Origin of the sequence: Mycolicibacterium sediminis (assembly GCF_010731735.1) — a bacterium.
In the GTDB taxonomy this organism is placed as follows: Bacteria; Actinomycetota; Actinomycetes; order Mycobacteriales; family Mycobacteriaceae; genus Mycobacterium; species Mycobacterium sediminis.
The window spans coordinates 3,952,739-3,979,678 of record NZ_AP022588.1 but is presented as its reverse complement, the minus strand read 5'-3'; the positions used below and the strand labels follow the sequence as shown (position 1 = coordinate 3,979,678).

At 70.6% G+C, this 26,940-nt stretch carries 19 protein-coding genes; 2 read left to right on the top strand and 17 right to left on the bottom strand.

The annotated features are described in order from the left end of the window. Positions 1–6: 6 nt before the first annotated feature. The 7 genes from G6N64_RS19075 to mutA all read right to left on the bottom strand — a co-directional run bounded on the left by G6N64_RS19075 (position 7) and on the right by mutA (position 16,454). A complete protein-coding gene (locus G6N64_RS19075; protein ID WP_163798766.1) occupies positions 7–1,368 on the bottom strand; it encodes a hypothetical protein in 1,362 nt (453 codons plus the stop codon). A 2-nt stretch (positions 1,369–1,370) separates the two neighbouring features. Then, complete coding sequence (locus G6N64_RS19070) at positions 1,371–2,852, bottom strand: condensation domain-containing protein (protein ID WP_163798764.1); 1,482 nt, start codon at positions 2,850–2,852, stop codon at positions 1,371–1,373. Between the two features lie 59 nt (positions 2,853–2,911). Further along, positions 2,912–9,205: a sulfolipid-1 biosynthesis phthioceranic/hydroxyphthioceranic acid synthase gene (gene pks2, locus G6N64_RS19065; protein WP_163798762.1), complete on the bottom strand. Its 6,294-nt coding sequence runs from the start codon at positions 9,203–9,205 to the stop codon at positions 2,912–2,914. Between the two features lie 736 nt (positions 9,206–9,941). Continuing rightward, positions 9,942–11,234, bottom strand: coding sequence for an esterase/beta-lactamase LipL (gene lipL, locus G6N64_RS19060; protein ID WP_163798760.1), 1,293 nt, complete (start codon positions 11,232–11,234; stop codon positions 9,942–9,944). Between the two features lie 113 nt (positions 11,235–11,347). Then, positions 11,348–12,343: a methylmalonyl Co-A mutase-associated GTPase MeaB gene (gene meaB, locus G6N64_RS19055; protein ID WP_163798758.1), complete on the bottom strand. Its 996-nt coding sequence runs from the start codon at positions 12,341–12,343 to the stop codon at positions 11,348–11,350. Continuing rightward, on the bottom strand, positions 12,344–14,602 hold the full coding sequence (gene scpA / locus G6N64_RS19050; protein ID WP_163798756.1) for a methylmalonyl-CoA mutase: 2,259 nt from the start codon (positions 14,600–14,602) through the stop codon (positions 12,344–12,346). A gap of 1 nt (position 14,603) precedes the next feature. Further along, positions 14,604–16,454, bottom strand: a complete 1,851-nt coding sequence (mutA, locus tag G6N64_RS19045) for a methylmalonyl-CoA mutase small subunit (RefSeq protein WP_409370747.1) — start codon at positions 16,452–16,454, stop codon at positions 14,604–14,606. A gap of 177 nt (positions 16,455–16,631) precedes the next feature. On the opposite strand from mutA, the gene G6N64_RS19040 reads away from it, so the two are divergent. Further along, positions 16,632–17,375, top strand: coding sequence for a TVP38/TMEM64 family protein (locus G6N64_RS19040; RefSeq protein ID WP_163798752.1), 744 nt, complete (start codon positions 16,632–16,634; stop codon positions 17,373–17,375). On the opposite strand, the gene G6N64_RS19035 is transcribed toward G6N64_RS19040, so the two are convergent. Genes G6N64_RS19035 through G6N64_RS19025 form a run of 3 tightly spaced genes read right to left on the bottom strand, consistent with a single transcriptional unit; the run spans position 17,365 to position 19,390 of the window. After that, a complete protein-coding gene (locus tag G6N64_RS19035) occupies positions 17,365–17,724 on the bottom strand; it encodes a DoxX family protein (protein WP_163798750.1) in 360 nt (119 codons plus the stop codon). The genes G6N64_RS19040 and G6N64_RS19035 overlap by 11 nt on opposite strands. Further along, positions 17,721–18,941 (bottom strand): SPFH domain-containing protein, encoded by a 1,221-nt coding sequence (locus G6N64_RS19030; protein WP_163798748.1) that lies wholly within the window; start codon positions 18,939–18,941, stop codon positions 17,721–17,723. Before G6N64_RS19030 ends, G6N64_RS19035 begins: the two co-directional genes overlap by 4 nt. A gap of 17 nt (positions 18,942–18,958) precedes the next feature. Further along, the gene (locus G6N64_RS19025) at positions 18,959–19,390 is read right to left on the bottom strand and encodes an NfeD family protein (protein ID WP_163798746.1); all 432 of its coding nucleotides are present in this window, start codon (positions 19,388–19,390) and stop codon (positions 18,959–18,961) included. 58 nt (positions 19,391–19,448) lie between these two features. Between G6N64_RS19025 and G6N64_RS19020 the strand changes: the two genes are divergently transcribed. After that, positions 19,449–20,303: an Rv1486c family protein gene (locus G6N64_RS19020; protein WP_163798744.1), complete on the top strand. Its 855-nt coding sequence runs from the start codon at positions 19,449–19,451 to the stop codon at positions 20,301–20,303. On the opposite strand, the gene G6N64_RS19015 is transcribed toward G6N64_RS19020, so the two are convergent. The 7 genes from G6N64_RS19015 to ripB form a co-directional block, all read right to left on the bottom strand. Next, positions 20,269–21,378: a ferrochelatase gene (locus G6N64_RS19015; RefSeq protein WP_163798742.1), complete on the bottom strand. Its 1,110-nt coding sequence runs from the start codon at positions 21,376–21,378 to the stop codon at positions 20,269–20,271. The genes G6N64_RS19020 and G6N64_RS19015 overlap by 35 nt on opposite strands. A gap of 2 nt (positions 21,379–21,380) precedes the next feature. Beyond that, positions 21,381–22,190 carry an NADH-dependent enoyl-ACP reductase InhA gene (gene inhA / locus G6N64_RS19010; RefSeq protein ID WP_163798740.1) on the bottom strand — a complete coding sequence of 270 codons (810 nt, stop codon included), beginning with the start codon at positions 22,188–22,190 and terminating at the stop codon, positions 21,381–21,383. 53 nt (positions 22,191–22,243) lie between these two features. Then, positions 22,244–22,960, bottom strand: coding sequence for a 3-oxoacyl-ACP reductase FabG1 (gene fabG1, locus G6N64_RS19005; RefSeq protein WP_163798738.1), 717 nt, complete (start codon positions 22,958–22,960; stop codon positions 22,244–22,246). Between the two features lie 38 nt (positions 22,961–22,998). Beyond that, the gene (locus G6N64_RS19000) at positions 22,999–24,006 is read right to left on the bottom strand and encodes a VWA domain-containing protein (protein ID WP_163798736.1); all 1,008 of its coding nucleotides are present in this window, start codon (positions 24,004–24,006) and stop codon (positions 22,999–23,001) included. Between the two features lie 40 nt (positions 24,007–24,046). Next, the gene (locus tag G6N64_RS18995; protein WP_163798734.1) at positions 24,047–24,985 is read right to left on the bottom strand and encodes a DUF58 domain-containing protein; all 939 of its coding nucleotides are present in this window, start codon (positions 24,983–24,985) and stop codon (positions 24,047–24,049) included. Then, the gene (moxR1, locus tag G6N64_RS18990; RefSeq protein ID WP_163798733.1) at positions 24,982–26,121 is read right to left on the bottom strand and encodes a chaperone MoxR1; all 1,140 of its coding nucleotides are present in this window, start codon (positions 26,119–26,121) and stop codon (positions 24,982–24,984) included. Before moxR1 ends, G6N64_RS18995 begins: the two co-directional genes overlap by 4 nt. Before the next feature lie 141 nt (positions 26,122–26,262). After that, positions 26,263–26,889: an NlpC/P60 family peptidoglycan endopeptidase RipB gene (ripB, locus tag G6N64_RS18985; protein ID WP_163801938.1), complete on the bottom strand. Its 627-nt coding sequence runs from the start codon at positions 26,887–26,889 to the stop codon at positions 26,263–26,265. Between the last annotated feature and the right edge of the window lie 51 nt (positions 26,890–26,940).

Genomic DNA, 26,940 nt, shown 5'->3' with positions numbered 1-26,940 from the left:
CCCGGGTCACACCACGTCCCCGGCGAGTCCGAACTCCGCAAGGGTGGCCGTGACGCGTTCGCGCAGCACGGCCTTCGTGTTCTCGGCGCCGGGCTGGTAGCCGACGATCGTCAGGGTCACCGTGCCGTCGAGGCGCGCACCGACCACCGTCAGCAAGCCCTGGCGCTCCTCGAGGACGCGTCGGGACACCCGCTGGTCGACGCCGCGCAGCATCACCTGGTCCGCGGTCGTCCCACCCGGGCGGGCGACGTCGATCGGGAGGTCGCCGAGGTTGGAGCACGACACCGGTTGCGCGGTGAACCCGAATGCGAGGTCGGCGGACCGGCGCACTGCGACCTTCGGGACGAACGGCGTCAGGGCGAGCAGTTCGAACGTCTCGTCGGGCTGCTCGCGCATGACGCGCAACGCCTCCCGGATCGCACCGCGCGTCTCCGTCAGATCCTTCGTCACGTAGGTCGGGTCGACCCGCACGTAGGCGAGCGTGACCGCGTTGGCCCGGGTGTCGGTGAGCGTGCGGTCGTTGATCGGGACGATGAGACCGACGGTGCCGTCGTCACCGAGCTGGCGGCCCTGCTGGACGGCCAGGCGCGCGGACACGCCGGCCAGCATCGAGTGGCTGTTGCCGCCGAGTTCGGCTGCGCGGGAGTCCCAGTCGGCCAGCGAGACGAACGCCGACACGACGGGGACGACGACGGTGGTGTCGTCGCGAACGGTGGACGCCAGGGCCGCGGCGCCGGCCGGTCGGGACCGGTCCTTGCGTCTGCGGTTCAGGAACGTCGCGGCGGTGACGAGCGTGCGACCGAGCTCGGGGAGGTCGGCGACGGTCTGACGGAGGTCGGCGAGGACCGCCTTGCGAATCGTCCGCGACAGCGGCGGCGGGTACCCCAGGTCGCGCCTGGTGCCGTGAACGGCCTCGAAGACGCTGAGCAACGCCGCGCCCCCATCGCCGATGCAGTGCGAGCCGACCAGGCTCACGGCGGTGCCGCCGTCGCTCAGCGGCAGCACGCCCATGTGCCAGGCGGGCCCGTGCTCGGGGTCGATCGGACGCTGCGAGTGCTCGTCGATCCAGTCGCTCAACTCCGCCCGGGGTCGCGGCTCCCAGGTCCGCAGCGGCGCCGCGGGACCGAGTGCCGAGACCCAGCGGTGCCGGCCGAACGGCAGCGGCGACGGCTCGATGAGTCTGCCAGCCAGGCCGTAGCCGAACTCTCGGTGGAAGCGCCGCAGCTGCTCGGCGTCGACCGGCCCGTCGTACACCCAGACCATCTGCATGGCGGCGGCCTGACCCGTGGCGCGCAGCCCGAGGAACAGTGCCTGGTCGACGAACTCGAGCAGGTGGTCGGAACCCGGCCGCGCCGGTGCTGCGCCCACCGTCAGCCCTCGGCCACCGGCGCCAGCGCCCCACGGTCGCGAACGGCGTTGCGTCGCATGCCGTCCGAGAGCTCGACGTAACCGCGCTCCGGCGTGCCGCCGTCGGCGACGGCGAGGTACACCGCGGTCATCGCCGCGAGGTAGCGGTCGATCGACTCCCGCGCGACGGGATTGTTGGGGAACGCCACCGTCACGGAGGTCTCGCGCTCGCCACGGTTGACCCACAGACCGATCTGGTAGGCCGAGCGGGCGTCGCTGAACACCATGCCGTTCATGCGCTCCCACTCGGCGATGATGCTCGCGGACAGCGGAGGCAGGCCGGCGTCGAGGAACGACACCATCGGCACCCCGGGTTCGGGCGTGCGCAGCCCCATACCCTCGGTCGCCAGTTCGACGACGCGGTCGAAGGGCACGTGCGCCAACGGCATCCGGCCGTCGAAGGACTCCTGTGCGGCACGCGCGGTCGCCCCGAACGCGTCGGGGTCCACCGCCACCGAGATCGGCACCACCCCGGTGAACCAGCCCGTGGTCTGGAACTCGGCCTGCGACCGGCGCGTCGTCGTCGGGGTGATCACGTGGTAGTCGACCGAGCCCGTCAGAGCGTGCTGCGCCATGGCCGCGCAGGCGAACACGCCGCCGATGAAGCGGGCTCCCGCCGCGGTGCACGCGGCCTCGAAGCGCTCCGACTGGTCCCGGTCCATCAACCGCACCGTGATCAGGTCACCCGTGGTCGACCACGGCGGATCACCCAGGGGGAAGGGGAAGTGCGGCATCGTGCCGTCGTTGCACTCCGCGAACCGGACCCACTCCCGGACCTCGGGCGAGTCGAGGGAGAGCGCGGACAGGAAGTCGTGCTGGCGCACGCAGTAGTCGTCGTAGCTGCCGGCGGGCGGCAGCGGGATCGGTGCCGCGCCGTTGGCCAGCGCGGCGTACATCATGTGGATCTCGATCAGCACGATGCCCATGAACATGGCGTCGGTGTGCACGTGGTCGATGCTGATGTAGAAGGTGAAGTGGTCGGCGCGCTGGATGACGCCGAACGAGAAGCAGTCCCACTGAAGCGGATTCGCGGTACTCAACACGTGCTCGCGCCACTGCGGCGCCGTCATCTCGGCGTGCTTGGTGGGGACGAACGCGATGTCGCGCGGATTGGCGACGGTGTGCCGGACGACCTCGTCGTCGGCCATCTCGAACCAGCTGTGATAGGTGTCGTGGCGGCGCAGGTAGGCGTTGACGACGTGGGTCATCGCGCGGACGTCACAGTGCCCGGGCATGTCCCACGCCGGGATGTTCAGCCGGGCCATGTCGGTGCCACCCTGGAGGTGGCTCAGATACCCCCGAATGTGCTGTGCCTGCTGATAACTCACGGGCACCGGGCTGACGGGGGCCTTGGCCACCTTCGCACGGCTCGCCGGCGAGGGGTGCCACGACACCACGTCGCCCGACGTTCCGGTCCAGTCGTGGATCGCCTTGATCGCCACCATTCAGAGGTCCCCTGCCCGCCGTGTCTGGATGAGCGACGTCGTCGGCGCCGAATGGATGGTCATGACGGCACCGCTGCCGTCTCGCCGTCGAGGTTCATCTCCGCGGCGATGGTCTCGCTCAACCGCTCGGCGAGAGCACGCACGGTCGTGACGTCCGTGGATCCGATCCGCACCCCGGTCTCCGACTCCAACCGGGTGCGCAGTTCGAGCGTGCCCAGCGAGTCGAGGCCGTACTCCGACAGCGGCCGGTCCGCGTCGACCGAGCGCCGCAGGATCAGGCTCATCTCCTCGGAGATCAGCCGGCGTATCCGCGCCGGCCAGTCCTCGCGCGGCAGCAGGCGCAGTTCCTCGAGGAACTCGCTCGAGCCCGACCGATCGGCCCCGATCGAGGCGAACGCCTCCGCGAACGGGGTGGTCTGAGCGAAGGCGGTCAGCCACGCCGCACCGGCGACGGGGGCGTACCCGCTGTAGACGCGCGTGTGCCGCATCAGCGTGTCGAACGCGTAGGCGCCGTCGGCCGGGTCGATGGCCATGCCGTCGTTGCCGGCCATGGCCTGACCCGCACCGATCTCGGCCCACGCACCCCAGGCGACGACCTGTGCGGGCTTGCCGTTCGCGCGGCGCCACCGGGCGAACGAGTCGAGCCAGCTGTTGGCCGCGGCGTACGCGCCCTGCCCCGGCGACCCGACCATCGCGGCCGCGGAGGAGAACAGGCAGAACCAGTCCAGCGACGCCGTGGCGGTCGCCTCGTGCAGACGCCACGCCCCCAACGCCTTCGGCGCCCAGTCCCGGTCGATCAGGTCGTCGGTGATGTTGCCCAGCGTCGCGTCCTCGATGACGGCGGCGGCGTGCAGCACACCGCGCAGCGGTAGGCCCGTCGCCGTCGCCACCCCGACCAACCGGCCCGCGGTGGCCGCGGTGGACACGTCGCCCAACTCGACCTCGACCTCGGTGCCCGTGGCCCGGATCCCCTCGATGGCGCGCAACGCATCCGGCGACGGAGCCGACCGTCCGTTGAGGACGATGCGGCCGCATCCGGCCGCGGCCATCCCCTCGGCCAGGAACAGTCCCAGTCCGCCGAGGCCGCCGGTGACGACGTAGGCGCCATCCCAGCGGAACGCGGGTGCCTGGTCGGCGGGCACGACGGCGGCGTACTGACCCGCCCGGGGCACGTCGAGCACCAGCTTGCCGGTGTGTTCGGCCGCGCCCATGGCACGAATCGCATTGGCGGCGTTGGCCAGCGGGTAGTGCGTTGTCTGCGGCGGCGGCAGGACGCCGTCGGCGATCTGCCGGTAGACCACCTCGAGCAGGTTCCGCAGCGTGTCGGGCGTGATCAGCATCAGCAGTGCGAGGTCGACCGCGTAGAAGGACAGGTTGCGGCGGAACGGGAACAGGCCCATCTTCGTGTCACCGTAGATGTCCCGCTTGCCGATCTCGACGAAGCGGCCGCCGAAGGTCAGCAGTTCCAGACCCGCCTGCTGGGCGGCGCCGGGCAGCGAGTTCAGCACGACGTCCACGCCGTAGCCGTCGGTGTCGCGGCGGATCTGGTCGGCGAACTCGACCGTGCGGGAGTCGTAGACGTGCTCGATGCCCATGTCCGCCAGCATCGCCCGACGTTCGGGACTGCCTGCGGTGGCGAAGATCTCGGCTCCGGCCGCCTGGGCGATGGCCACGGCGGCCTGTCCGACGCCACCCGTGGCGGAGTGGATCAGGACCTTGTCGCCCTTGCCGATCCTCGCGAGGTCGTGCAGCGAGTACCAGGCGGTGGCGTGTGCGCTGGGCACCGCGGCGGCGGTGGCGTCGGGGAGGTCGTCCGGGATGCGGACGGCCAGGTTGGCGTCGCACGTGACGAAGGTGCACCACGCGCCCGTCGCCGAGATGCCCGCGACCCGGTCGCCGATCGCGTGACCGGTGACACCGGCGCCGACCGCGGTCACCACGCCGGCGAAGTCGGCGCCGAGCTGCGGCAGCCGACCCTCGAAGGAGGGGTATCGGCCGTAGGCGACGAGCACGTCGGCGAAGTTCAGGTTGGACGCCGACACGGCGACCTCGATCTGTCCCGGTCCGGGCGGCGTGCGCCGATACGCCACCAGTTCGGCGGACTGCAGGTCACCCGGGGTGCGGATCTGCAGTCGCATCCCGTCCCGCTCGGGATGGACCACGGTGGTGTGCCGCTCCTCGGCCTGCAGCGGCGTGACGTTGAGGCGCGCGGTGTAGTACTGGCCGTCGCGCCAGGCCGTCTCGTCCTCGTCGGTGCCGGACAGCAGTTCCGCGCCGACGAGGTCGGCACCGGTGGTGTCGTCGACGTCGATCTGGGTGGGCCTGATCGAGGGGTGTTCCATGCCGATCACGCGGACCAGCCCGCGCAGGCCACCCTGCGCGAGGTCGGGCACCTCGCCGGAGAGCACCGTCTGCGCGTTCCGGGTGACGACGTACAGCCGCGGCGATTCGCCGGGGACGTCGGGCAGCACCTTGGCGATGCGGACCAGGTGGCGCACGTGCTCGGCACCCCGGCCGACCGGATCGCGGGCGTCCCCGGGCGACTCGACGAGGACGATGCCCGTGTGCTGGCGCGCGACCAGGGCACCCCGGACCAGTTCCTCGGTCGCCCGGTGGTCACCGTCGACGGGCCAGGTGAGCGTGGCGACGTCCACCTCGCCGGCCGCGAGGACGTCGGCGAGTTCACCGGCGAACGGGTCGGCGTCGCTCGTCGCGAGCACCAGCCAGGTGGCCGCCCGGACGACCTCCGCCACCGGGGCCTCCTGGCGGCGCCAGTCGATGGTCAGGAGACGCTCGTTGAGGCGCCGGTCGCGCTGGCCCTCCTCCGAGACGCCGGTCCCGAGCCGCAGCCCGGTGACCGTCAGCAGCACCGCGCCCGCGTCGTCGAGGACGTCGAGGTCGGCCTCGACCTGGGTGGGTCGGGTGCTGGTCAGCCGCACGTAGCAGTAGCGCGCGTTGCGGGTCGACGAGTACGCCCGGAGTTCGCGGACGCCGAGCGGCAGTAGCAGGGCACCGCTGGTGTCCGAGAACAGGTCGGGGTGCGCCCCGACCGCCTGGAAGCAGGCGTCGAGCAGCGCGGGATGGGCGGTGAACGCGCCCTGCTGGGACCGGATCGAGCCGGGCAGCGACACCTCGGCGAGCACCGACGCGGTCGGGCCCTCCGCGACGTGGGCGGCCGTCAGACCACCGAAGGCGGCGCCGTAGCCGATGCCGCGGGCGGCGTAGAAGTCGCGCAGAGCCGAACCCTCCACGGTCGACGGGTGCGCCGCGAGCAGGGCGTCGACGTCGTAGGCCGCCGGCGCGTCGGCACCGTCGGCGGGCCGCAGTACCGCGGTCGCACGCTGGACCTCCTCGCCGTCCCGGTGGGTCTTGACCACCAGTTCGACGTCGCCGGTGGGGGTCGTCGACGCCACCGCGGACAGCGGCGTCTGCTCCTCCAGGAGCAGCATCTGGTCGAACGCGACGTCGTGCACCGAGGACGCGTCGCCGAGGACCTGACGTGCCGCGGCCAGGGCGATCTCGCAGTACGCGGCGCCGGGCAGGGCCGCCACGTCGTGGACCCGGTGGTCGCCGAGCCACGGCTGCGCGTCGGTGCCGACCTCGGACTGCCAGACGTGGCGTTCCGGCTCCTCGGGGAGTCGGACGTGCGCGCCGAGCAGCGGGTGCACCGCGACGGTGGCCGCGTTGTGGCCCTGGTCGTCGCGGGTCAGCATGAGGTGGGCGTGCGTCCACGTGGGCAGCGGCGCATCGACCAGGTCGCCGTCGGGCCAGGCCACCGAGTAGTCGAGGGCGGCACCCGCGCGGTGCAGGTCGGCGACGAAGTCGCGCAGCCCGTTGGGGAGCCGCTGCTCGCGGCGCACGCTCGCCAGGGCGGCCAGTGTCACGTCGAGGGCGCGACCGTTCTGGTCCACGGCGTGGGTGAGCACCGGGTGCGGGGACAGTTCGCCGAACACCCGGAAGCCGTCCTCCAGTGCGGCCTGTACGGCGGCGGAGAAGCGCACCGCATGCCGCAGGTTGTCCGACCAGTAGTACGCGTCGAAGTCCGCGGGATCGCGCGGGTCGTAGAGCGTGGCCGAGTAGTACGGGACCTCGGGCTCCCTCGGCTCGAGGTCCTCGAGCGCCTCGGTCAGGTCGTCGAGGATCGGGTCGACCTGCGGGGTGTGCGACGCGACGTCGACGGCGATCTCGCGGGCCATGACGCCGCGCGCATCCCATTCGGCGACGAGCGCCCGGATGGCTTCCTTGGCCCCGCCGACGACGGCGGACTGCGGCGACGCGACGACCGACAGCACGACGTCGGCGACGCCACGTGCGGCGAGTTCGGAGAGCACCTGCTGGGCCGGTAGTTCGACCGATGCCATGGCACCCGAGCCGGCGACCGTCTCCATGAGTCGGGAGCGGCGGCAGATGACCTTCACGCCGTCGACGAGGGACAGCGCCCCGGAGACGACGGCTGCCGCTGCCTCGCCCATCGAGTGCCCGATCACGGCCCCCGGGGTCACGCCGTACGACGTCATCGCCGCGGCGAGCGCCACCTGGACCGCGAAGATCGTCGGCTGAACCCGTCCGATGCCGGTCACCACGTCGGGGTCGGACATCGCCGCGGTGACGGAGAAGCCGGACTCCGCGGCGATCAACGGTTCGATCTCGGCGACGGCGGCGGCGAACGCGGGTTCGGTCGAGAGCAGTTCCGCACCCATCGACGCCCACTGCGAGCCCTGGCCGGAGAACACCCACACGGGTCCCCGGTCGCCCGTGGCCACCGCGGGTTCGACGGGGTCGTCCCCATCGGCGACGGCGCGCAGCGCGGCGATCAGTTCGGCCCGGTCACCGGCCATGACCACCGTGCGCACCGGGCGGTGCGCGCGACGGCGCGCGAGCGTGTACGCCAGATCGGCGAGTTCGGTGTCGGGTCCGGTCTCGCGTGCCGAGACCCAGTCCGCGAGCCGCCCGGCGGTGCGGCGCAGTTCGACGGCCGACGTGGCGGACAGCGGGAACAGCCGGATGCCCGACGCGGCATCCGGGCGCGCGGTCGGCTCGACGGTGCGCGTCGACCGACCCTCCGGCGCAGCCTCGAGGACCGCGTGCACGTTGGTGCCGGACAACCCGTAGGACGACACCGCGGCGCGACGAGGATGGCCACCGGTGACGGGCCACGGCGCGTTCTCCCGGGGCACGAACAGGTTGGTCTCGATCGCGGCCATCTCGGCGGGCATCTCGGTGTGGTGCAGGTTCTTCGGCACGGTCCCGTGTTGCAGGGCGAGCACGGCCTTGATCAGGCCGATCGCACCCGACGCGGACTGTCCGTGGCCGAAGTTGGTCTTGGCGGAGCCGAGCGCGCACGGGCCCGCCGTGCCGTACACCTCGGCGAGGCTCGCGTACTCGATCGGGTCGCCCACCGGCGTTCCGGTGCCGTGCGCCTCGACCATGCCGATCGTGGCGGGGTCGACGTCGCCTGCGGCGAGCGCCGCGCGGTAGACGACGGCCTGCGCGGTGCGGGACGGCACGGCGATGTTGACGGTGCGCCCGTCCTGGTTGGCCGCGGTGCCCCGGATGACGGCGAGGACCGGATCGCCCGCTGCCAGCGCGTCGTCGAGGCGCTTGAGCAGGACGACCGCCGCGCCCTCACCGCTGACGAAGCCGTCGGCGTTCACGTCGAACGCATGGCACCGGCCCGTCGGCGAGAGCATCCCCTGCGCCGAGCCGGACGACATCTTGCGTGGCTCCAGCATGATCGACACGCCGCCGGCCAGGGCGAGGTCGCTCTCGCCGTCGTTGAGGCTGCGGCACGCCATGTGCACGGCGAGCAGGCTCGACGAGCACGCCGAGTCCACGGTGAACGCGGGTCCGTGCACGCCGAGGTGGTAGGCGATGCGTCCCGACGCGAGGCTGAAGTTGTTGCCGGTGAAGCCGTAGGGCCCTTCGACCGCATGCGCGTCCGCGGCCAGCAGCTGGTAGTCGGCGTGGGTCATGCCCATGAAGACGCCGGTCAGTGAATCCGCCAGCGCCGCCGGGTCGATGCCGGCGTGCTCGACGGCCTCCCACGAGGTCTCCAGGAGCAGTCGGTGCTGCGGGTCGATCGCGGTGGCCTCGCGCTCGCTGATGTTGAAGAAGTCGGCGTCGAAGCCGGCGACGTCGGAGAGGAACGCCCCCCACTTGGAGACGGACCGTCCGGGAACGCCAGGCTCGGGGTCGAAGTACTCCTCGGCGTCCCACCGGTCCAGCGGCACCTCGGTGACCGTGTCGTCTCCACGGAGCAGGGCCGCCCACATGCCTGCCGGCGAATCGATCGCCCCAGGAAGCCGGCATGCCATGCCTACGACGGCGACGGGAGCGACCGGTGTCTCAACCACGAATCTCAACCTCTTTCACGGACGGTGTCACGACCCCGAATCGATGCTGTGTGCCCCACCGGCGTCGACGACGCAATTAGCCGCACGATTGCACCGCTACCCCATTCCTCGTCGTCACCGCCCCGATTACGCCCGAAACGTCACGCACCCAACCTGCCACTCAACCATCCGTGCGGCAAATCTACTTGGGCGCAATTATTGGCGCCTTTGCTCGGCGGAAAGGTTACACGTCGGGCGCCAGAATTTCTGGCGCATACCACATGGCGTGTCTGACCTGCGTCAACACGGAAGAATTGACGTCCGCGTCCATCTGGGGATCGTACACAATTATTTGTGATCGCAATTCATAGCAAATTACTTAGCTGATACATGAATCAGTCGTCTCGTCGACTTTTGCCGCACGCGGTGGACCGATGTCACCGACTGTCTTTGGTTTGCCACAGTATTACGACGCTCCGGAAGTACGACCCGGGACCTGGATACGAGGGTTCTTGGTTTTCGCCAGTGGATCTGGTCGGTACATAGCCCGGCACGAGGCACCGGCCGCTTGGAACGCCTTTTTGGCAACGCCGACGGGGCGCCTCGACCGCGGGCCGGTGGCCGACGCCGGGGGCTTCAAACGAATCGTTGGATCACGGGTGGCAAACCGTACCGAGACGACGGTTCAAGCCCAGAACAAGTGCGTTGCAACGAAATAGCGCGGACACCGTACGTGTCCGCGCAGTTTCGGGAAACGCTAGCCCGCGGCCCTCTCGAGGTCGTCGAAGGCGGCACCGAAGGGGGTGATCGGCGTGTGTCCGTGCCGACGGGCACTGGCCACGCCGTGCCGGATCAGTGCCGCGGTCGCCACGAAACCGGCCTGATCGCTCGCCACCATCGGGGTCAGCAGACGGTTGTGAACGAAGCCGAAGGCCAGGCCCGTCGCCGGGTCGGCCCAGCCGAGCGAGCCGCCCAGCCCCACGTGGCCGAAGCCCGGCAGGAGGCCGCCCAGCGGCAGTCCGTGGTAACCCAGGTGAAAGGACATCGGGATGAACAGGCTGCCGTCGGGATGCAGACTGCGCCGGCCCGTCAGCTGAGCGACGAGGTCCGACGACAGGAACCGCGTCCCGCCCACCTCACCGGAATTGGCGATGGCGCCGTACATCCGGGCGAGCGCCCGCGCCGTCGCGACGCCGTTGGCGGCGGGCAGTTCGGTGTCGAGCAGTGGGATGTCGCCCTGCACCGTCGCCTTCATACCCGGGAAGTACAGCGACCCGAATCCACCGGACACCGGGAGACCCGCGAGGCGCGGTGCCACCAGGTTGAACACCGGATTCTGCAGCGCGCTCTGCGGACCGACGATGCGGGCCGGCTGCGTGGGCGCACCGACGGGCGGCCTACCGAGATGGATCCCGTCGGTGCCGAGAGGCTCGGCCAGTTCGGTGCGGAACAGCTCGCGCATGCCGCGACCGGTGACGGCGCGGGCCAGACCCGACATCAACCAGCCATAGGTGATCGCGTGGTACGCCGGTCGGCCACGCAGCAGCCCCATTGGCGCGGCGGCCATCTTCTCCTCCATCAGGAGGTGGTCCATCAGGTCGGCCTTGGTCACGCGGTTCAGGTGCGACAACCCGGCGCGGTGGCGCATCAGGTCGCGGACGGTCACGCGCCCCTTGCCGTTTGCGGCGAACGCGGGCCAGTGGTCGGCGACCGGGGCGTCGTAGTCGATGAGGCCGCGGTCGGCGAGCCGGTGGATCACCGTGGAGGCCGCGCCCTTGGTCGCGGAGAACACCATGGCTCCGGTGTCTGCGTTCCAGTGCCGCTTGCCGCGCCGGTCCTGCCACCCCGTCCAGACGTCCACCACGGGTTCGCCGTCGAGGTAGACGGCAAGCGCACCACCGCCGAGCCGGGGATGCGGGAACAGCCGCGAGAAGGCCTTGACGGCCCGACCAAAATTGACGTCCGCGACGCCTTGCACCCCGTGTGGGAGCGCGCTTCGGTCACCGTGCGGGAGCGCGACGTTGCGCTGCCCGAATGTTGCGTGGGTCACACTTCGACTCTACCGACCCGGGCCCGGCAAAGAAGCGAATCGTTACCGATCCGTGAGCCAGGCGGCGGGCACGGACCTGGAATCCGTTGCCGATCCGCACGCGGACGACGAAGTCAGGGTCCCGCCGCGTCCAGGATCCGCCGGGCGGCGAGCGTGGGGGTCAACCCGCCGTCGCGTACCTGTCGTTCGACGTCCGCGCGGATGGCCTTGACGTCGGGGTGGGTCAGCACGCGGTCGAGCACGGTGTCGCGGACCATCGACCACGTCCACTCCACCTGCTGCGCGCGTCGGCGCGCATCGAACTCCCCCGCCTCGGTCAGGACCCGGCGATGGTCGAGGACGGTGTCCCACAGCTCGGCGAGACCATCGCCCGTCAGTGCGCTCATCGTGAGAACCGGTGGCCGCCAGAGACTCTCGCGCGGATGGATGAGCCGGATGGCGCCCGCGAGTTCGCGCGCCGCCGATCTCGCCTCCACGGCGTGCGGGCCGTCGGCCTTGTTGACGACGACGACGTCGGCCAGTTCGAGGATGCCCTTCTTGATGCCCTGGAGCTGGTCGCCGGTGCGGGCCAGGGTCAGGAAGACGAACGTGTCGACCATGTTGGCGACCGCGACCTCGGACTGCCCAACCCCCACCGTCTCGACGAGGATCACGTCGTAGCCGGCGGCCTCCAGGAGCACGATGGTTTCCCGGGTGGCCCTGGCGACCCCACCGAGCGTGCCGGACGTCGGCGACGGCCGGATGTAGGCATCGGGATGCACCGCGAGGCGGGCCATCCGGGTCTTGTCACCGAGGATCGACCCCCCGGTCCTGGTCGACGACGGGTCCACCGCGACGACCGCGACGCGGTGCCCCCGCTCGATCAGATGCATGCCGAGGGCCTCGATGGTCGTCGACTTCCCGACGCCGGGGACCCCGGTGATGCCGACGTGCTGGGCGGCCCCGGCCTCGGGGGTCAGCTCGAGCAGGAGCGCCTGCGCGCGGTCGCGGTGGTCGGGACGCGTGGACTCGACCAGCGTGATGGCGCGCGCGAGCGCGGACCGGTCGCCGCCGCGAACGGCCCCGGCGAGATCGTCCACGCCGTCGGTCGACGTACCTTCGGTGGACATCTACCCGAGGTCGTAACCCAACCGCTCGGCCAGCTTCTGGAGCAGACCGATGGCTGCGTCGGCGATGACGGTGCCGGGCGGGAAGATGGCGGCGGCCCCGGCCTCGTAGAGGGCGTCGAAGTCGCCCGGCGGGATGACGCCGCCCACGACGACCATGATGTCGGGTCGGTCGACCTCGGCGAGGGCGTCGCGCAGCGCGGGCACCAGCGTGAGGTGGCCCGCGGCGAGCGAGGACACCCCGACCACGTGGACGTCGTTGTCGGCGGCTTGGCGGGCCACTTCGTCGGGCGTGGAGAACAGCGAGCCGACGTCGACGTCGAAGCCGATGTCGGCGAAGGCCGTCGCAATCACCTTCTGGCCGCGGTCGTGTCCGTCCTGTCCCATCTTCGCCACCAGGATGCGGGGACGGCGCCCGTCGGCCTCCGCGAACTTCTCGACCAGTTCCGTTGCCTTGCCGACGTTGCTGACCTTGCCCACCTCGTCTCGGTACACCCCCGCGATGGTGCGGATCTCGGCCTGATGGCGTCCGTACACCTTCTCCAGGGCGTCGGAGATCTCTCCGACGGTCGCCTTGGCGCGCGCCGCGTCGATCGCGAGCGCCAGCAGGTTGTCGGCGAGACCCTCCGCCCTGGACGTGCCGGAAACTGCTGCCGCTCTGGTCAATTCGTTCAGCGCCGCCTGGGTGGCGGCCTCGTCGCGGTCGGCGCGCAGCTGAGCCAGCTTGGCGATCTGCTCGGTCCGCACGCGACTGTTCTCGACCTTGAGGACCTCGACGGCCTGGTCCTCGTCGACCTGGTACTTGTTGATGCCGATCACGGTCTGGGCGCCGGAGTCGATGCGCGCCTGCGTCCGCGCCGCCGCCTCCTCGATGCGCAGCTTGGGGATCCCCTCGCCGATCGCCTGCGCCATGCCACCGTGCTCGGCGACCTCGCGGATGTGCGCCCTAGCCTTCTCCGCCAGCTGGTGGGTGAGCGCCTCGACGTAGTAGGACCCGCCCCACGGATCGATGGGACGCGTGGTGCCCGACTCCTGCTGCAGGAGAAGCTGGGTGTTGCGGGCGATGCGTGCGGAGAAGTCCGTCGGCAGGGCCAACGCCTCGTCGAGGGCGTTGGTGTGCAGCGACTGGGTGTGTCCCTGCGTGGCGGCCATCGCCTCGATGCACGTGCGGGCGACGTTGTTGAACGGGTCCTGCGCGGTCAGGGACCAGCCCGAGGTCTGGGAGTGCGTCCGCAGCGACAGCGACTTCTGGCTCTTCGGCTCGAACTGCGCCACCAGTTCACTCCAGAGCAGGCGGCCCGCACGCAGTTTCGCGACCTCCATGAAGAAGTTCATCCCGATGCCCCAGAAGAAGCTCAGCCGGGGTGCGAAGGAATCGATGTCCAGACCGGCGGCGAGGCCGGCCTTGATGTACTCGACGCCGTCGGCGAGCGTGTAGCCCAGTTCGAGGTCGGCCGTCGCCCCGGCTTCCTGGATGTGGTAGCCGGAGATGGAGATCGAGTTGTACTTCGGCATCTTCACGCTGGTGTAGCCGAAGATGTCGGAGATGATCCGCATCGACGCCTCGGGCGGATAGATGTAGGTGTTGCGGACCATGAACTCCTTGAGGATGTCGTTCTGGATGGTCCCCGCAAGCTTCTCCGGCGGCACGCCCTGCTCCTCCGCGGCCGCGACGTAGAGCGCCAGGATCGGCAGCACCGCACCGTTCATCGTCATCGAGACCGACACCGCCGAGAGGTCGATGCCGTCGAAGAGCTGCCGCATGTCGAGGATCGAGTCGATCGCGACACCGGCCATCCCGACGTCGCCCTGCACCCGCGGGTGGTCCGAGTCGTAGCCACGGTGGGTCGCGAGATCGAAGGCCACCGACAGGCCCTTCTGCCCCGCGGCGAGGTTGCGACGATAGAAGGCGTTCGACTCCGCCGCGGTCGAGAAGCCGGCGTACTGCCGGATCGTCCACGGCTGGTTGACGTACATCGTCGGGTAGGGCCCGCGGACGAACGGCGCGGCACCGGGGAACGAGTCGAGCGGATAGCCCTCCTCGACCACGGCGTCGCGATCGGCTGCGATGTACACCGGCTTGACGTCGATGCCCTCGGGCGTCGCCCAGTCGAGCTGCTCGGCGGTGTAGCCGTGCGCTGCCGCGGCAGCGGCGACGTACTCCTCGACCGCTGCGGGAGTCGAAGGCGCACCGGCCTTCTCACCGTCGAACGGGACGTCGGCGAAGCTGCCGATCGTCGTGTCGGGTTCCAGCGCGGTCATGTCACGCCCCCAATCGGGTGAGCAGGGTGGACAACGCCTCGACGGCGTCGATCGTGGCGGTGAGGTAGTCGTCGGGCGTCGATTCGGCTGCTGCGACGGCCTTCTCGGGTCCTGCCAGGTACACGTGCGCGACACCGGCGGCGCGGGCGGCGTCCACCACCCCCGATGCCTCGTCGGCATACCGCGCGTCGGTCCCGCAGACGACCACCGCGGTGGCGCCGCCGGCGTCGGCGATCACCCGGGCGACGTCGTCGGCGGACACCTGGCCGGGGTTCACCGCCTCGATGCCGCCGGATGCGAGCAGGTTCGCGGCGAACGTCGTGCGAACGTTGTGCTCGGCGAGCGGGCCGATCGGCAGCAGGACCGCCGTCGGCCGCGCGCCCCGGGCGGCCAGGTGGGCGTCGGAACGGTCGCGCAGCGCCTCGAAGTCGGCGGCGTAGCGCACGGCCGGGGACTGGAGGTCCGTGCGCGCCAGTGCGGCTTCGCCGAGGTTCGGATACTCGTTGACGCCGGTGACGGCCGTCCTGCGGTGCGCGACGTCGTCGCGTCGTCGTTCGCGCACCTCCCCGATCTGCCGGGTCACGAAGTCGGCGGCGGCGGCGAAGCCTCCCTCGGCCTCGATCTCGCGGAAGTGGGTCCACGCCTGCTCGGCGAGGCGCCGGGTGAGGTCCTCGACGAACCAGGACCCGCCGGCGGGGTCCAGGACGCGTCCCACGTGGGACTCCTCGAGCAGGAGCAACTGGGTGTTGCGGGCCATGCGTCGCGCGAACGTCGTCGCGACCCCGGGCAGACCGCCCGGGATCGCGCTGTCGAAGGTGAGGACGCCGACGGTGTCGGCGCCCCCGACTCCGGCGGCGAACGCCGCCAGCGTGGTGCGCAGCATGTTCACCCAGGAGTCGCGCTGGGTCATCATCGGCATCGACGTCACCGCGTGGATGGTGGCCGCACCGCCGTCTGGCGCACCGATCACCTCGGCGACCCTGGCCCAGAGTTGGCGGGCGGCGCGCAGTTTCGCGATGGTCATGAACTGGTCGTCGTCGGCGGCGAAGCGGAAGCTGATCTGGCGCACCGCATCTCCGACTCCGATGCCGCGCTCGGTCAGCGCCCGCAGATGCGAGACCCCCGCGGCGACCGAGGCGGCGAGTTCCCACGACGCGCTCGCGCCCAGGTCGTGGAACGTGGGTCCGTCGACGGTGACCGCGCGCACGCCGCCGTCGAACCCGACGGCCCGCGACGCGACCGTCGCGACGTCGTCCAAGCCGGGGGCGGGACGGCCCGTCAGCGCCGCGGTCAGGGGATCGGCGCCGAGGTCGATCGAGAGCCGGGAGCGGCCGTCGTCGTCGAGCGCGCTCACGAGGGCCAGCACCGAGTCCGCGGCAGCGACGTAGTCGGACCCCGCGTCGACCACCACGGGCACCAGGTCGAGGAAGACGCCTTCGAGCAGTCGGTCGACGTCCTCGACGGCCACGCCCGCGGACCCGATCCGCAGCACCAGGGCGCTGACCCCCTCGGTCAGCGCGCTCAGCACCGCGCCGTTGCCCTCGTCGGCAGCCGGCCGGCCGGGCAGCGGGAAGGTCTCCGCCACCTTCCATCCGGACTTCACGTCGCGCAGTGCGTCGCCGCCGCGGACGAACGGCCATCGGCCGGGCAGCGGCGGCTCCGGCTGGGAGTCGAGCATCGTGTAGAGCGGGCGGATCGGGAAGCCCTCGTAGGTGGCCGAGTCGAGAAGCCGATCGGGTTCCGCGCCGAAGTCGGCGGGGTCCTTGCGCCTGCTCTTGGCGAGCACGCCGGCGACCGCCGCGCGCCACTGGTCGCGGTCCGCCTCAGCGATGCTGAGCTTCGAACTGGACACCTGTTCGGACACGTGGACTCCCCTGCTATCGACCTTGATGCAGCGTGTGACTTGACAACCGTCCATCAGGCTAAATGATCGTGGTCACGGCGCGAACCGGCAGGCCCGAGGCTACTGGCGGGTAGCTCTGCCGCGTCGTCCGATGAGAGTCCGCCTCGCCCCGTACCCTTGGCAGACGTGAAGGCGATTGTCCGCACGTTGGGTGCGGTACGGGGCTCGATCGTCGCCACCGTGGCACTGGTCCCCCGGCGCAAGCTGGCCGCGATCGTGGCCGCGATTGTGATCCTGGTCGCAGTCGCGTATTTCGTGCCGTTGCCGACCGCCGTACAGATGCGGGACTGGGCGACGGCGGCAGGACCGTGGTTCCCGCTGGCGTTCTTCCTCGCCCACGTGGTGGTGACTATCCTCCCGTTCCCCCGCACCGCGTTCACGCTGTCGGCGGGCCTGCTGTTCGGGCCGCTGCTCGGCGTCTCGCTGGCCGTCGTGGCGTCGACGATCAGCGCGATCGTCGCGCTGTTCCTCGTCCGGGCGGCCGGGCTGCAGCTCGACCGCCTGGTGTCGCACCCGCGGGTCGAGATGGTCGACGCACGCCTGCGTGCGCGAGGCTGGCCGACCGTGCTGTCGATGCGGCTGATCCCGGCGGTGCCGTTCTCCGTACTGAACTACGCGGCGGGAGCGTCGGCGGTCCGGCCGCTGCCCTTCGCCGTCGCGTCCTTCGTGGGCCTCGTCCCGGGTACCGCCGCCATCGTGGTCCTCGGCGACGCTCTCACCGGCACCGTCAGCCCGCTGCTGTTCCTGGTGTCTGCCTGCACGGCGAGCCTGGGGGTGGTGGGCCTGGTCTACGAGATGCGCTCCCATCGCAGGAGCGCACACGACACCCCGGCGCCCGAGACCCCGTCGGAGCCGGTCGTCACACCGTGAGCTGGGGGCCCCGCACCGTCATCGCGCCGTAGAGGCCGAGGAACGTCGACGCCGCCACCATGCCGGGACTCCAGTCCCTGGCCCGGACGTGGAAGGCCACGGCCAGCACGAAGTACACCGTCAGCATGAACGTCGTGAGACGTGCGAGCCGGGGGAAGCGGTACACCGACAGCAGCCCGATCGCCGACGCCGTCTTCACGTACGGGATGAGCGGCCGCAGTTCGGGCGCCAGGTCGACGTCGTCGAACGCCTTCTCGATCGCCGCGACCGGTATGGCGCAGGCGACGGCGTCGCCGGCCTGGACCGCGGCCAACGCGGCGTAGGTCCGGGTCGACGGCCACCCGCTCACTGGTCGGATGACCCGTGTCGCGGTTGCTGCGCCTGCGAGCCGTAGTCACCGGCAGGCGACTGGGCCTGCTGGGACAGCGGCAGGTACTGCGGCGGCGGGTCGACGACGCCCGCGACCGGCCTGCGCGCTTCCTCCTCGGCCTTCGCCACGGCCCGCGCAATCTCCGGGTCGGTCTGGGTGTCGAACCAGGCGGCGACCTCGGCCGTGTCGTCCTCCGGCTTGGGCAGGTCGTTCTCCACCGGCGACGGGGTGTAGCGGAACACGCCGTCCTCGCCGGGAGCGCCCAGCATCTTCGTGAATCCCTGTAGGGCCGAACCGAAGTCGCTCGGTACCAGCCATACCTTGTTGGCCTCGCCCTTGGCCATGAGCGGCAGCGTCTGCAGGTACTGGTAGGCCAGCATCTCCGGCGTGGGCCGGCCGGCCTTGATCGCCGCGAACGTCTTCTCGATGGCCTTGGCCTGGCCCTGCGCCTGCAGGTACGAGGCGGCCCGCTCGCCCTGGGCGCGCAGCATGCGGGACTGCCGGTCGGCCTCGGCGGCGAGGATTGCGGCCTGCTTGGCACCCTCGGCCGACAGGATCTGCGCCTGCTTCTGACCCTCGGCCTGCTTGATCGACGCCTCGCGGTTGCCCTCGGCGGTGAGGATCATGGCGCGCTTCTCGCGGTCGGCGCGCATCTGCTTCTCCATCGAGTCCTGGATGGACGGCGGCGGGTCGATGCTGCGCAGTTCGACGCGGGCGACGCGCAGGCCCCACCGGTTGGTGGCCTCGTCGAGCACGCCGCGCAGCTGGCCGTTGATCTGGTCGCGCGAGGTCAGCGCCTGCTCGAGCGTCATGCCGCCGACCACGTTGCGCAGTGTGGTGGTGGTCAGCTGCTCGACGCCGACGATGTAGTTGCTGATGGCGTAGACGGCCGCCCGCGGCTCCGTCACCTGGAAGTAGACGACGGTGTCGATGTTGACCGTCAGGTTGTCCTCGGTGATCACCGGCTGGGGCGGGAAGCTCACCACCCTCTCGCGGAGGTCGACCCGCGCCCGGATCTTGTCGACGAACGGCAGCAGGAGCGTCAGCTGTCCCGACACCGTCTTGCTGTACCGGCCCAGCCGCTCGATCACCGCCGCCTCGGCCTGCGGTATGACCTTGACCGACTTCGCCACGACGATGACGGCGAACAATACGAGCACGACGACCAAGACCAGTCCGGCCACGGCACCTTCCATTGCGGTTTCCCCTTATCTCAGACGGACTTGAAGACGACCGCGGTCGCGCCGTCGATGCGCACGACGGTGACCTGGTCACCAGGTTGGTAGACGTCGTCGTCGCTGAGCGGCCGTGCCGTCCAGACCTCGCCGTCCAGCTTCACCTGGCCGGCGTGCCGGCCGACCGGTTCGAGAACCAGCGCGCTCTTGCCCTCCAGCGCCTTGGCCAGGTCCGGCAGCCCCGTCCCCGCGGCGAACCTGCGCCGCAGCACGGGCCGGACCATCACCAGCAGCAGGACCGACACGACGAGGAACACGACACCGTCGACGACCAGGTTGTCGACCAGCAGGCTCGATGCGACCGCGGCCAGCGCACCGCCGCTCAGCATCAGCAGGAACAGATCGCCGGTGAGCGCCTCTGCCCCGGCCAGACCGATGGCGGCGATCAACCAGATCAACCAGACGGGCATGTTCACAGCCTACGCATGACCGCCGACACACGAGGGGAACTATTAGACTGCGGTGATCATGTGGTGTCCCAGTGTCTCCCTGTCCGTGTGGGCCAACGCCTGGCTCGCCGGCCTCGCCGCGCCCGACGACGTTCTGGATGCGTTGTCCCTATGGGCGCCAAGGCATTCCGTGACCGCTTACGATTCCGTGGCCGCCGGCCGCACCGGTCTGCCGTGGCCCGACCTCACGGACGCCGGGGCGGTGTCGATGCTGCAGACACTGCGTACCGCAGCGGGTCCGGCCACGGGCGAACCGGCCATGTCGGTGGCGGTGCCCGTGCCCGGCGACGTCCGAGGCCTGCCCGCGGGCACCCAGTTCCAGATCGACGCGATCGAGGCGGGCGAGGCCATCCTGGTGTCCCGGATCGGCGGGGACGCCGTGGGACTGGTCCCCGACTTCGTCTACGCCGACGGCGATCCCGACTACGACGACTCGGAGTACGCCGAGCCGACGTCGCTGTCCTGGACCGTCTACTCGATGCCGTCGGCACCCGTGCCGGAGTACTGGGACCTCGGACATGCCGAGCACGACCTGCGTTCGGCCGTCCGTTCCGCGGCGGACGCCTTGACGACGCTGCGCGCGGGCGCCACTGCGGACGTCGACGATCCGCGCGGCATGGTCGAACAGATCCTCGAGGCCGGCCGCCCGCACCGGGCACCCGACCACGCACCCACCCGGGCACTGCGCGTCCTCGAGCAGGCGGCGCACGTCGACGCGATCATCACGGTCAGCGCCGGGCTGATGCCGATCGGCTTTCAGTCGTCGTCGGAGATGCAGCTGGCGAACGACGCGCTGCGCCCGCTCGGCGGCGTGGTGCGGTCCGCTCGGCTGGCAGCGGTCAGCGCGATCCTGCACTCGGCGTGGCAGGCCTGACCGCAGGCCGTACGTCGGCGACGCAGCGCGGCGAGTCCGCGCACAGCTGACCGTTCAGGCTGAAGGCGCAGCCCAGTACCTGGTCGGGTCCGGTGACCCGCTCCGGCGGCGCGGCGTTCTCGACCTCGTCGATGAGGTCCACAGCCAGCTGGGCGAAGCGCGGGTCGGCATTGGGCGTCGTGGCACGGGCCAGCACCACTCCCTCGGCGTCGGCCTGCTCCTGCAGTTCGTTGTCGAGGTCCCACACCACCTCGATGTGGTCGGCCACGAATCCGATGGGACAGACGATGACCGCCGTGACGCCGTCCTTCGCCAGCACCGAGAGATGGTCTCCCACATCGGGTTCCAGCCACGGCACCTGCGGCGGCCCGGACCTCGACTGCCAGACCTGGTCGTAGGAGTCGAAACCCGCCGCTGCCGCGACCAGGCTGGCGGCGTAGGTGACCTCGCGGCTGTACAGCCGCGGACCGTGGCGCTCGTCGGCGGCCGTGGGCACCGAGTGTGCGGTGAACACCAGACGGGCTCCGGCCCGCAGGTGCTCGGGCAGGCCGGCTGCCGCCGCGCGGACGCCGTCGGCGAACATCTCCACGAACAGCGGGTGGTCGAAGTAGTGCCGCAGCTTCACCATGTCCGGCGCGCCGTCGCCGACCGCCGTCCTGGCCCGTGCGATGTCCTCGTTGTACTGGGTGCAGCTCGAGTAGCCGCCCCACGCGGACGTGGCGAAGACCGCGGCCCTGCGGACGCCGTCGTCGCGCATCCGAGCGACGGTGTCCTCGACGTAGGGCTCCCAGTTGCGGTTGCCGAAGTAGATCGGCAGGTCCCGGCCGCGACGGTCCAGCTCGACCCGCAGTTGGTCGATCAGCTCGCGGTTGATCCGGTTGATCGGCGAGACGCCGCCGAAATGCATGTAGTGCTCGGCGACGCCGTCGAGCCGCTCGGGCGGGATGTTCCGGCCGCGCGTCACGTTCTCCAGGAACGGCCGCACCTGCTCGGGACCCTCCGGCCCGCCGAAGGACAGCAGCAGGACGGCGTCGAACGGACCCACCGGGTCCGCGGCCGAGTTCGGGTCGGTCATCGCTAGAGCAACTGCGTGTGTGCGCCGCCGTCGGCGTACACGACGGTTCCCGTCGTCGCGGGCAGCCAGTCGGACATCAGGGCGCAGACGGTCCTCGCGACGGGCGTCGGGTCCTTCATGTCCCAGCCCACCGGCGCCCGCTGATCCCAGCCCTCCTCGAGCAGCCGCATCTGGTCGCCCGCCTCGGCGCCGAGCGCGCCGCCGACGATGGCGCTCATCGCGAGGGTCCGGATGGGTCCCGCCGCAACGAGATTGGACCGCACACCGTGCGGACCCGCCTCACGCGCGACGAACCGGTTGACCGACTCGAGCGCGCTCTTGGCCACGGTCATCCAGTTGTAGGCGGGCATCGCGCGCGTCGGATCGAAGTCCATGCCGACGATGCTGCCGCCGCGGTTGAGCACCGGCAGCGTCGCCTTCGCCAGCGACGCGTACGAGTACGCCGAGATGTGGATGCCCTTCGCGACGTCCTCGTACGGCGCGTCGAAGAACGGGTTGACGCCCATGCCGGTCTGCGGCATGAAGCCGATCGAGTGCACGACGCCGTCGAGCTTGTTGCCCTCGCCGATGACCTCGGTGATGCGGCCCGCCAGCGAGTCCAGGTGCTCGGGGTTCTGCACGTCCAGTTCCAGCAGCGGCGCCGGGTTGGGGAGCCGGTCGGCGATCCGCTGGATCAGCCGCAGGCGGTCGAATCCCGTGAGGACGAGTTCGGCGCCGGCCTCCTGGGCCACCTTGGCGATGTGGAACGCGATCGAGGCGTCGGTGATGATGCCCGTGACGAGGATGCGCTTGCCCTCGAGTAGCCCTGCCATGTGTGCCTTCTCCTCTTGCCGTGAGTTGCCCGGGAATGCCTGTGAGCAGACGCTCAGTGACCCATGCCCATGCCGCCGTCGACCGGGATGACGGCGCCGGCGATGTAGCCGGCATCCTCGGACGCGAGGAAGCTGACCGCTCCCGCGACGTCCTCGGCGGAGCCGACCCGCTTGGCGGGGATGAACTCGAGTGCGCCGGCCTGGATCCGCTCGTCGAGCGACCGGGTCATCTCGGTGTCGATGTAGCCGGGGGCCACCACGTTGGCGGTGACGCCGGCCTTGGACAGTTCGCGCGAGATCGAGCGCGCCATGCCGATCAGACCGGCCTTGGCCGCCGCGTAGTTGGCCTGGTTGCCGATGCCCCAGGTGCCGGAGACCGAGCCGATGAAGATGATCCGCCCGAACCGCTTGCGCTGCATGCTGCGCGAGGCGCGCTGCGCGACCCGGAACGCTCCGGTCAGGTTGGCGTCGATGACCTTCTCGAACCGCTCCTCGGTCATCCGGATGAGGAACGCGTCCGCGGAGATGCCCGCGTTGGACACGACGACCTCGACGGCGCCCTGATGCTCCTCGACCTCGGTGAAGGCACGGTCGACGGCTGCGGTGTCGGTGACGTCGCACTCGACGCCGAACAGGCCCTCGGGCGCTCCGGAGCCGCGGTGGGTGATGGCCACCTTGTGTCCGTCGGCGGCGAGGCGCTGGGCGATCGCGAGGCCGATACCGCGGTTGCCACCGGTGACGAGGACCGAGCGGGATACGAATTCCGGCATGCGGCTCAACCTATCGCCTCGCCCGGCCGCGACCGAAATCAACCCGGCAGTCTGCGGTTGAGCAGCAGAGCGGCGAGCGCCGCCATCGCGAGGACGAACGAGCCGAGCCGCAACCAGCCGACACTCGCGTCGCCCTTCATAGTCTCGAAGCCGATCTGCTCCTGCAGCGTGGTGAAGACGCCCTTGAGCTGTTCGAGGCTCGACGCGGTGTACGCGCTGCCGCCCGAGAGTTCGGCGATCTTCTTCAGCATCGCGTCGTCGACGGGGACCGGTTGCTTCTGGTCGTTGATGTCGACGGTGCCGTAGGGCGTACCGAACGACACGGTGGAGACCGGCACGCCCTGGTCCTTGGCGGTCCGGGCCGCGGTGTAGGCGCCCTTGGGGTTGTCGGGGTTCGAGGGCACGGTCTCCTTGCCGTCGGACATCAGCACGATCCGCGCGGGCGGGGCCTCGTCGCCGCCGCCGATCACGGCGCCGACGGTCGCGATGGCCTGCAGCGCAGTGAAGATGCCCTCACCCGTCGCGGTGCGGTCGGCCAGCTGCAACTTGTCGATCGCGGCCTTGGTGCCCGCGCGATTGGTCGTCGGCGCCACGAGGACCGTCGCCGTGCCCGCATAGGCGATCAGCCCGAGGTTGATGCCCGGGGTGAGCTGATCGGCGAACTGCTTGGCCGCCTCCTGCGCCGCGATGAGACGGCTGGGAGCGACGTCGGTGGCGCGCATCGACTGCGACACGTCGATCACCAGCATCACGACCGCCCGGTTGCGCGGGATGCGGACGTCGTTGGTGGGACCGGCCATCGCGACGGTGAACAGCACCATCGAGGCCACCAGCAGGATCGCGGGCACGTGCTTCCATCGCGCGGAGCGCTTCGGAGCGATGCTCTCCAGCAGTTCCATGTTCGCGAAGCGCAGCATCCGCTTCTGCCGGGCCATCTGCACCACGACGTAGAGCCCGATCACGGCGAGCACCACGAGCAGGAACAGCAGGTACCACGCGTGTTCGAAGCCCGACAGGCTCATCGGTCCGAGCAACGGCAAAGTCATGTACGGCTTGTCATTTCAGTCTCGTCGCGCGCTGATCGATCTACCTGAACGCCAGCCGGCGGTTCGCCACGAACCTGACGACATCGGCGATCCAGTCGCGGTCGGTCCGCAGCGTCAGCAGTGGGGCGTCGCACCGCCGCAGCGTGCGGGCCACCTCGGTTCGCTGCACCTCGGCCGCCTTGGCGAAGTCCTCACGCAGTTGCGCGTCGATCGTGAACTCGCGTGTGACACCGGATTCGGTGTCCTGCAGGATCACCTCGCCCACGTCGGGCAGTTCGACGTCGCGCGGGTCGATGACCTCGATGCCGAGCACCTCGTGCCGTCCGGCGATGGCGCGCAGCGGCTTCATCCAGTTGATGGGACCGAGGAAGTCACTGATGATCACCGCCATGCCGCGCCGGCGTTCCGGCCTGCGCAGCGCGTCGATGGCCGTGGCGAGGTCGCCGCGGACGCCGGCCGGCGCCTTGGGCATCGTCGCGATGGCGGCGAGCAATTCGTGCTCGTGCATCCGGCCCGACAGGGCGGGGATGCGCTTGGTGGTGTCGCCGTTGGTGATCACCGCACCGAGCCGGTTGCCGCCGCCGCTGTTGAGGAACGCGACGGCCGCGGCCGCGGCCACCGCCAGGTCGCGCTTCTCGCACCCCGCCGTGCCGAAGTCCAGGCTCGCCGAGACGTCGACCACCAGCCACGTCTCCAGCTCGCGGTCCGCGATCATCTGACGGACGTGCGGGGTGGTGGTGCGGGCCGTCACCGACCAGTCCATCCGCCGGACGTCGTCGCCGGGCTGGTAGATCCGCGACTCCCCCGGCTCGGACCCCGGGCCCGGGATGAGCCCCTGGTGGTCGCCGTGCAGCACCCCGTCGAGCTTGCGGCGCACCTGCAACTCGAGCTTGCGCAGCGCCGCCGACAACTCGGGGTCGCGGATCTGACCCCGTTGCAGCGACGGTAGATCGACCGTCCGGGTCTTGGGCCGGGTCACCGACCGCTGGCCGCTGCCGCTGCGGCGGGTGCAGCGGGCGCCACCGAATGCCCTTGCTGCGGAATGGCGTTCACCTGGGGCAGGGCGACAGTCTGCAGGATCCGGTTGACGACCGTCTCCGCGGACACCTCGTCGGCGAGCGCGTCGTAGGTCAGCACGAGGCGGTGGCGCAACACGTCCGGGATGATCTCGACGACGTCGTTGGGGATGACGTAGTCACGGCCGCGGATCAAGGCCAGCGCACGCGACGCGGCGATGATGCCCAGCGACGCGCGGGGCGACGCGCCGTACGCGATCCACGCCTTGGCGTCGGGCATGCCGAACTTCTCCGGCTCGCGCGTCGCGGTGACGATGCGGACCACGTAGTCGACCAGGGCGTGGTGGACGAAGACGCCGGACGCGACGCCCTGCAGGCGCAGCAGGTCGTCGGGGTTGAGGATCTGCTTCGGCGTGGGCGGGGTGACGCCCATCCGGTAGATGATCTCGCGCTCTTCCTCGGGCGACGGGTAGTCGATGTTCAGCTTGAACAGGAAGCGGTCGCGCTGCGCCTCGGGCAGTGCGTAGACGCCCTCCTGCTCGATGGGGTTCTGCGTGGCCATGACCAGGAACGGGTTGGGCAGCGGGAACGTCTTGCCGCCGATCGACACCTTGCGCTCGGCCATGACCTCCAGCAGCGCGGACTGGACCTTGGCGGGTGCGCGGTTGATCTCGTCGGCGAGGAGGAAGTTCACCATGACCGGGCCGATCTCGGTGTCGAACTCCTCCTTGCCCACGCGGTAGATCCGGGTGCCGACGATGTCGGTGGGCACCAGGTCGGGGGTGAACTGGATGCGCGCGAAGCTACCGCCGACGACCTTGGCGAACGTCTCGACGGCGAGGGTCTTGGCGACGCCAGGGACGCCCTCGAGCAGGACGTGTCCCTTGGCGAGCAGGCCGACCAGCATGCGCTCGAGAAGTTGGTCCTGGCCGACGATGATGCGCTTCACCTCGAAGATCGCCCGCTCCAGCGTGTGCACCTCGGCCTGCAGGCCGGAACTCGCGGGCGGCGTCTGCTGCGGACCGCCGGGGTAACCCTGCGCCTGGCCGGGGCCGGGGAAGCCTCCGGCGCCCTGGGTCGGCCCACTCGGTGACGTCATCAAGCATCCTCCAACGTAGTTCGCGTCGGGCCCATGGGGCCGACCTCGCCCGGCCTGGCGGCGGGCGCTCTCGTCAACTATTCCAGGCACTTCGGATTCCGTCGACGTCGCCGGTCGCGGCGCGTCCCGCCCGAGGGTGGGTCAGGACTCGATGATGCGGGCCAGATACGGCTGCAGTCCGGCGGTGCGCAGGGGGCTGACCTTGACCTGCTCGCCGCTGCCGGACGCCTCGAGCATCTTGCCGCCGCCGAGGTAGATGGCCACGTGCTGGCTGCCGCCGGGCCCCCAGAACAACAGGTCGCCGCGCTTCGCCTGCGACTGCGGCACCTTGCGGCCGGTGTTGTACTGGTCGCCCGAGTACTTGGGGATCTGGACGCCGACGCCGGCGAACGCGTACCGGGTGAAGCCCGAGCAGTCGTAGCCGATCTTCCCGGCGTCGTAGTCGACACCGGCACTGGGGCCGTTGAGCGCGCCGCCGCCCCACGAGTAGGGCACGCCGATCTGAGAGCCTCCGCGCCGGATGACGTACTCGATGGCCGCCGGCCCGCGGACCCGTGCCCCGGGCGATACGCCTGCGGCGGGCTTCGGGGCGAGTCCGATGGTCTGCAGGAACTGCGACCCGAGGCTCTGGGTGGTCTGCAGCGCGATCTGGCTGACTTCGAACGCCGCGTTGGCCGCGGCCACGGGGTCACCGGGCGCGCCCGAACTGACCGTCTTGGGCAGCGTCGGATCCCACTGGCCGTCGTCGGGCGCGGCCAACGCGGGCATCGCGGTGCCGAGCACCACCGCGCAGGCGCTCAGGACCAGCACCACGGCCTT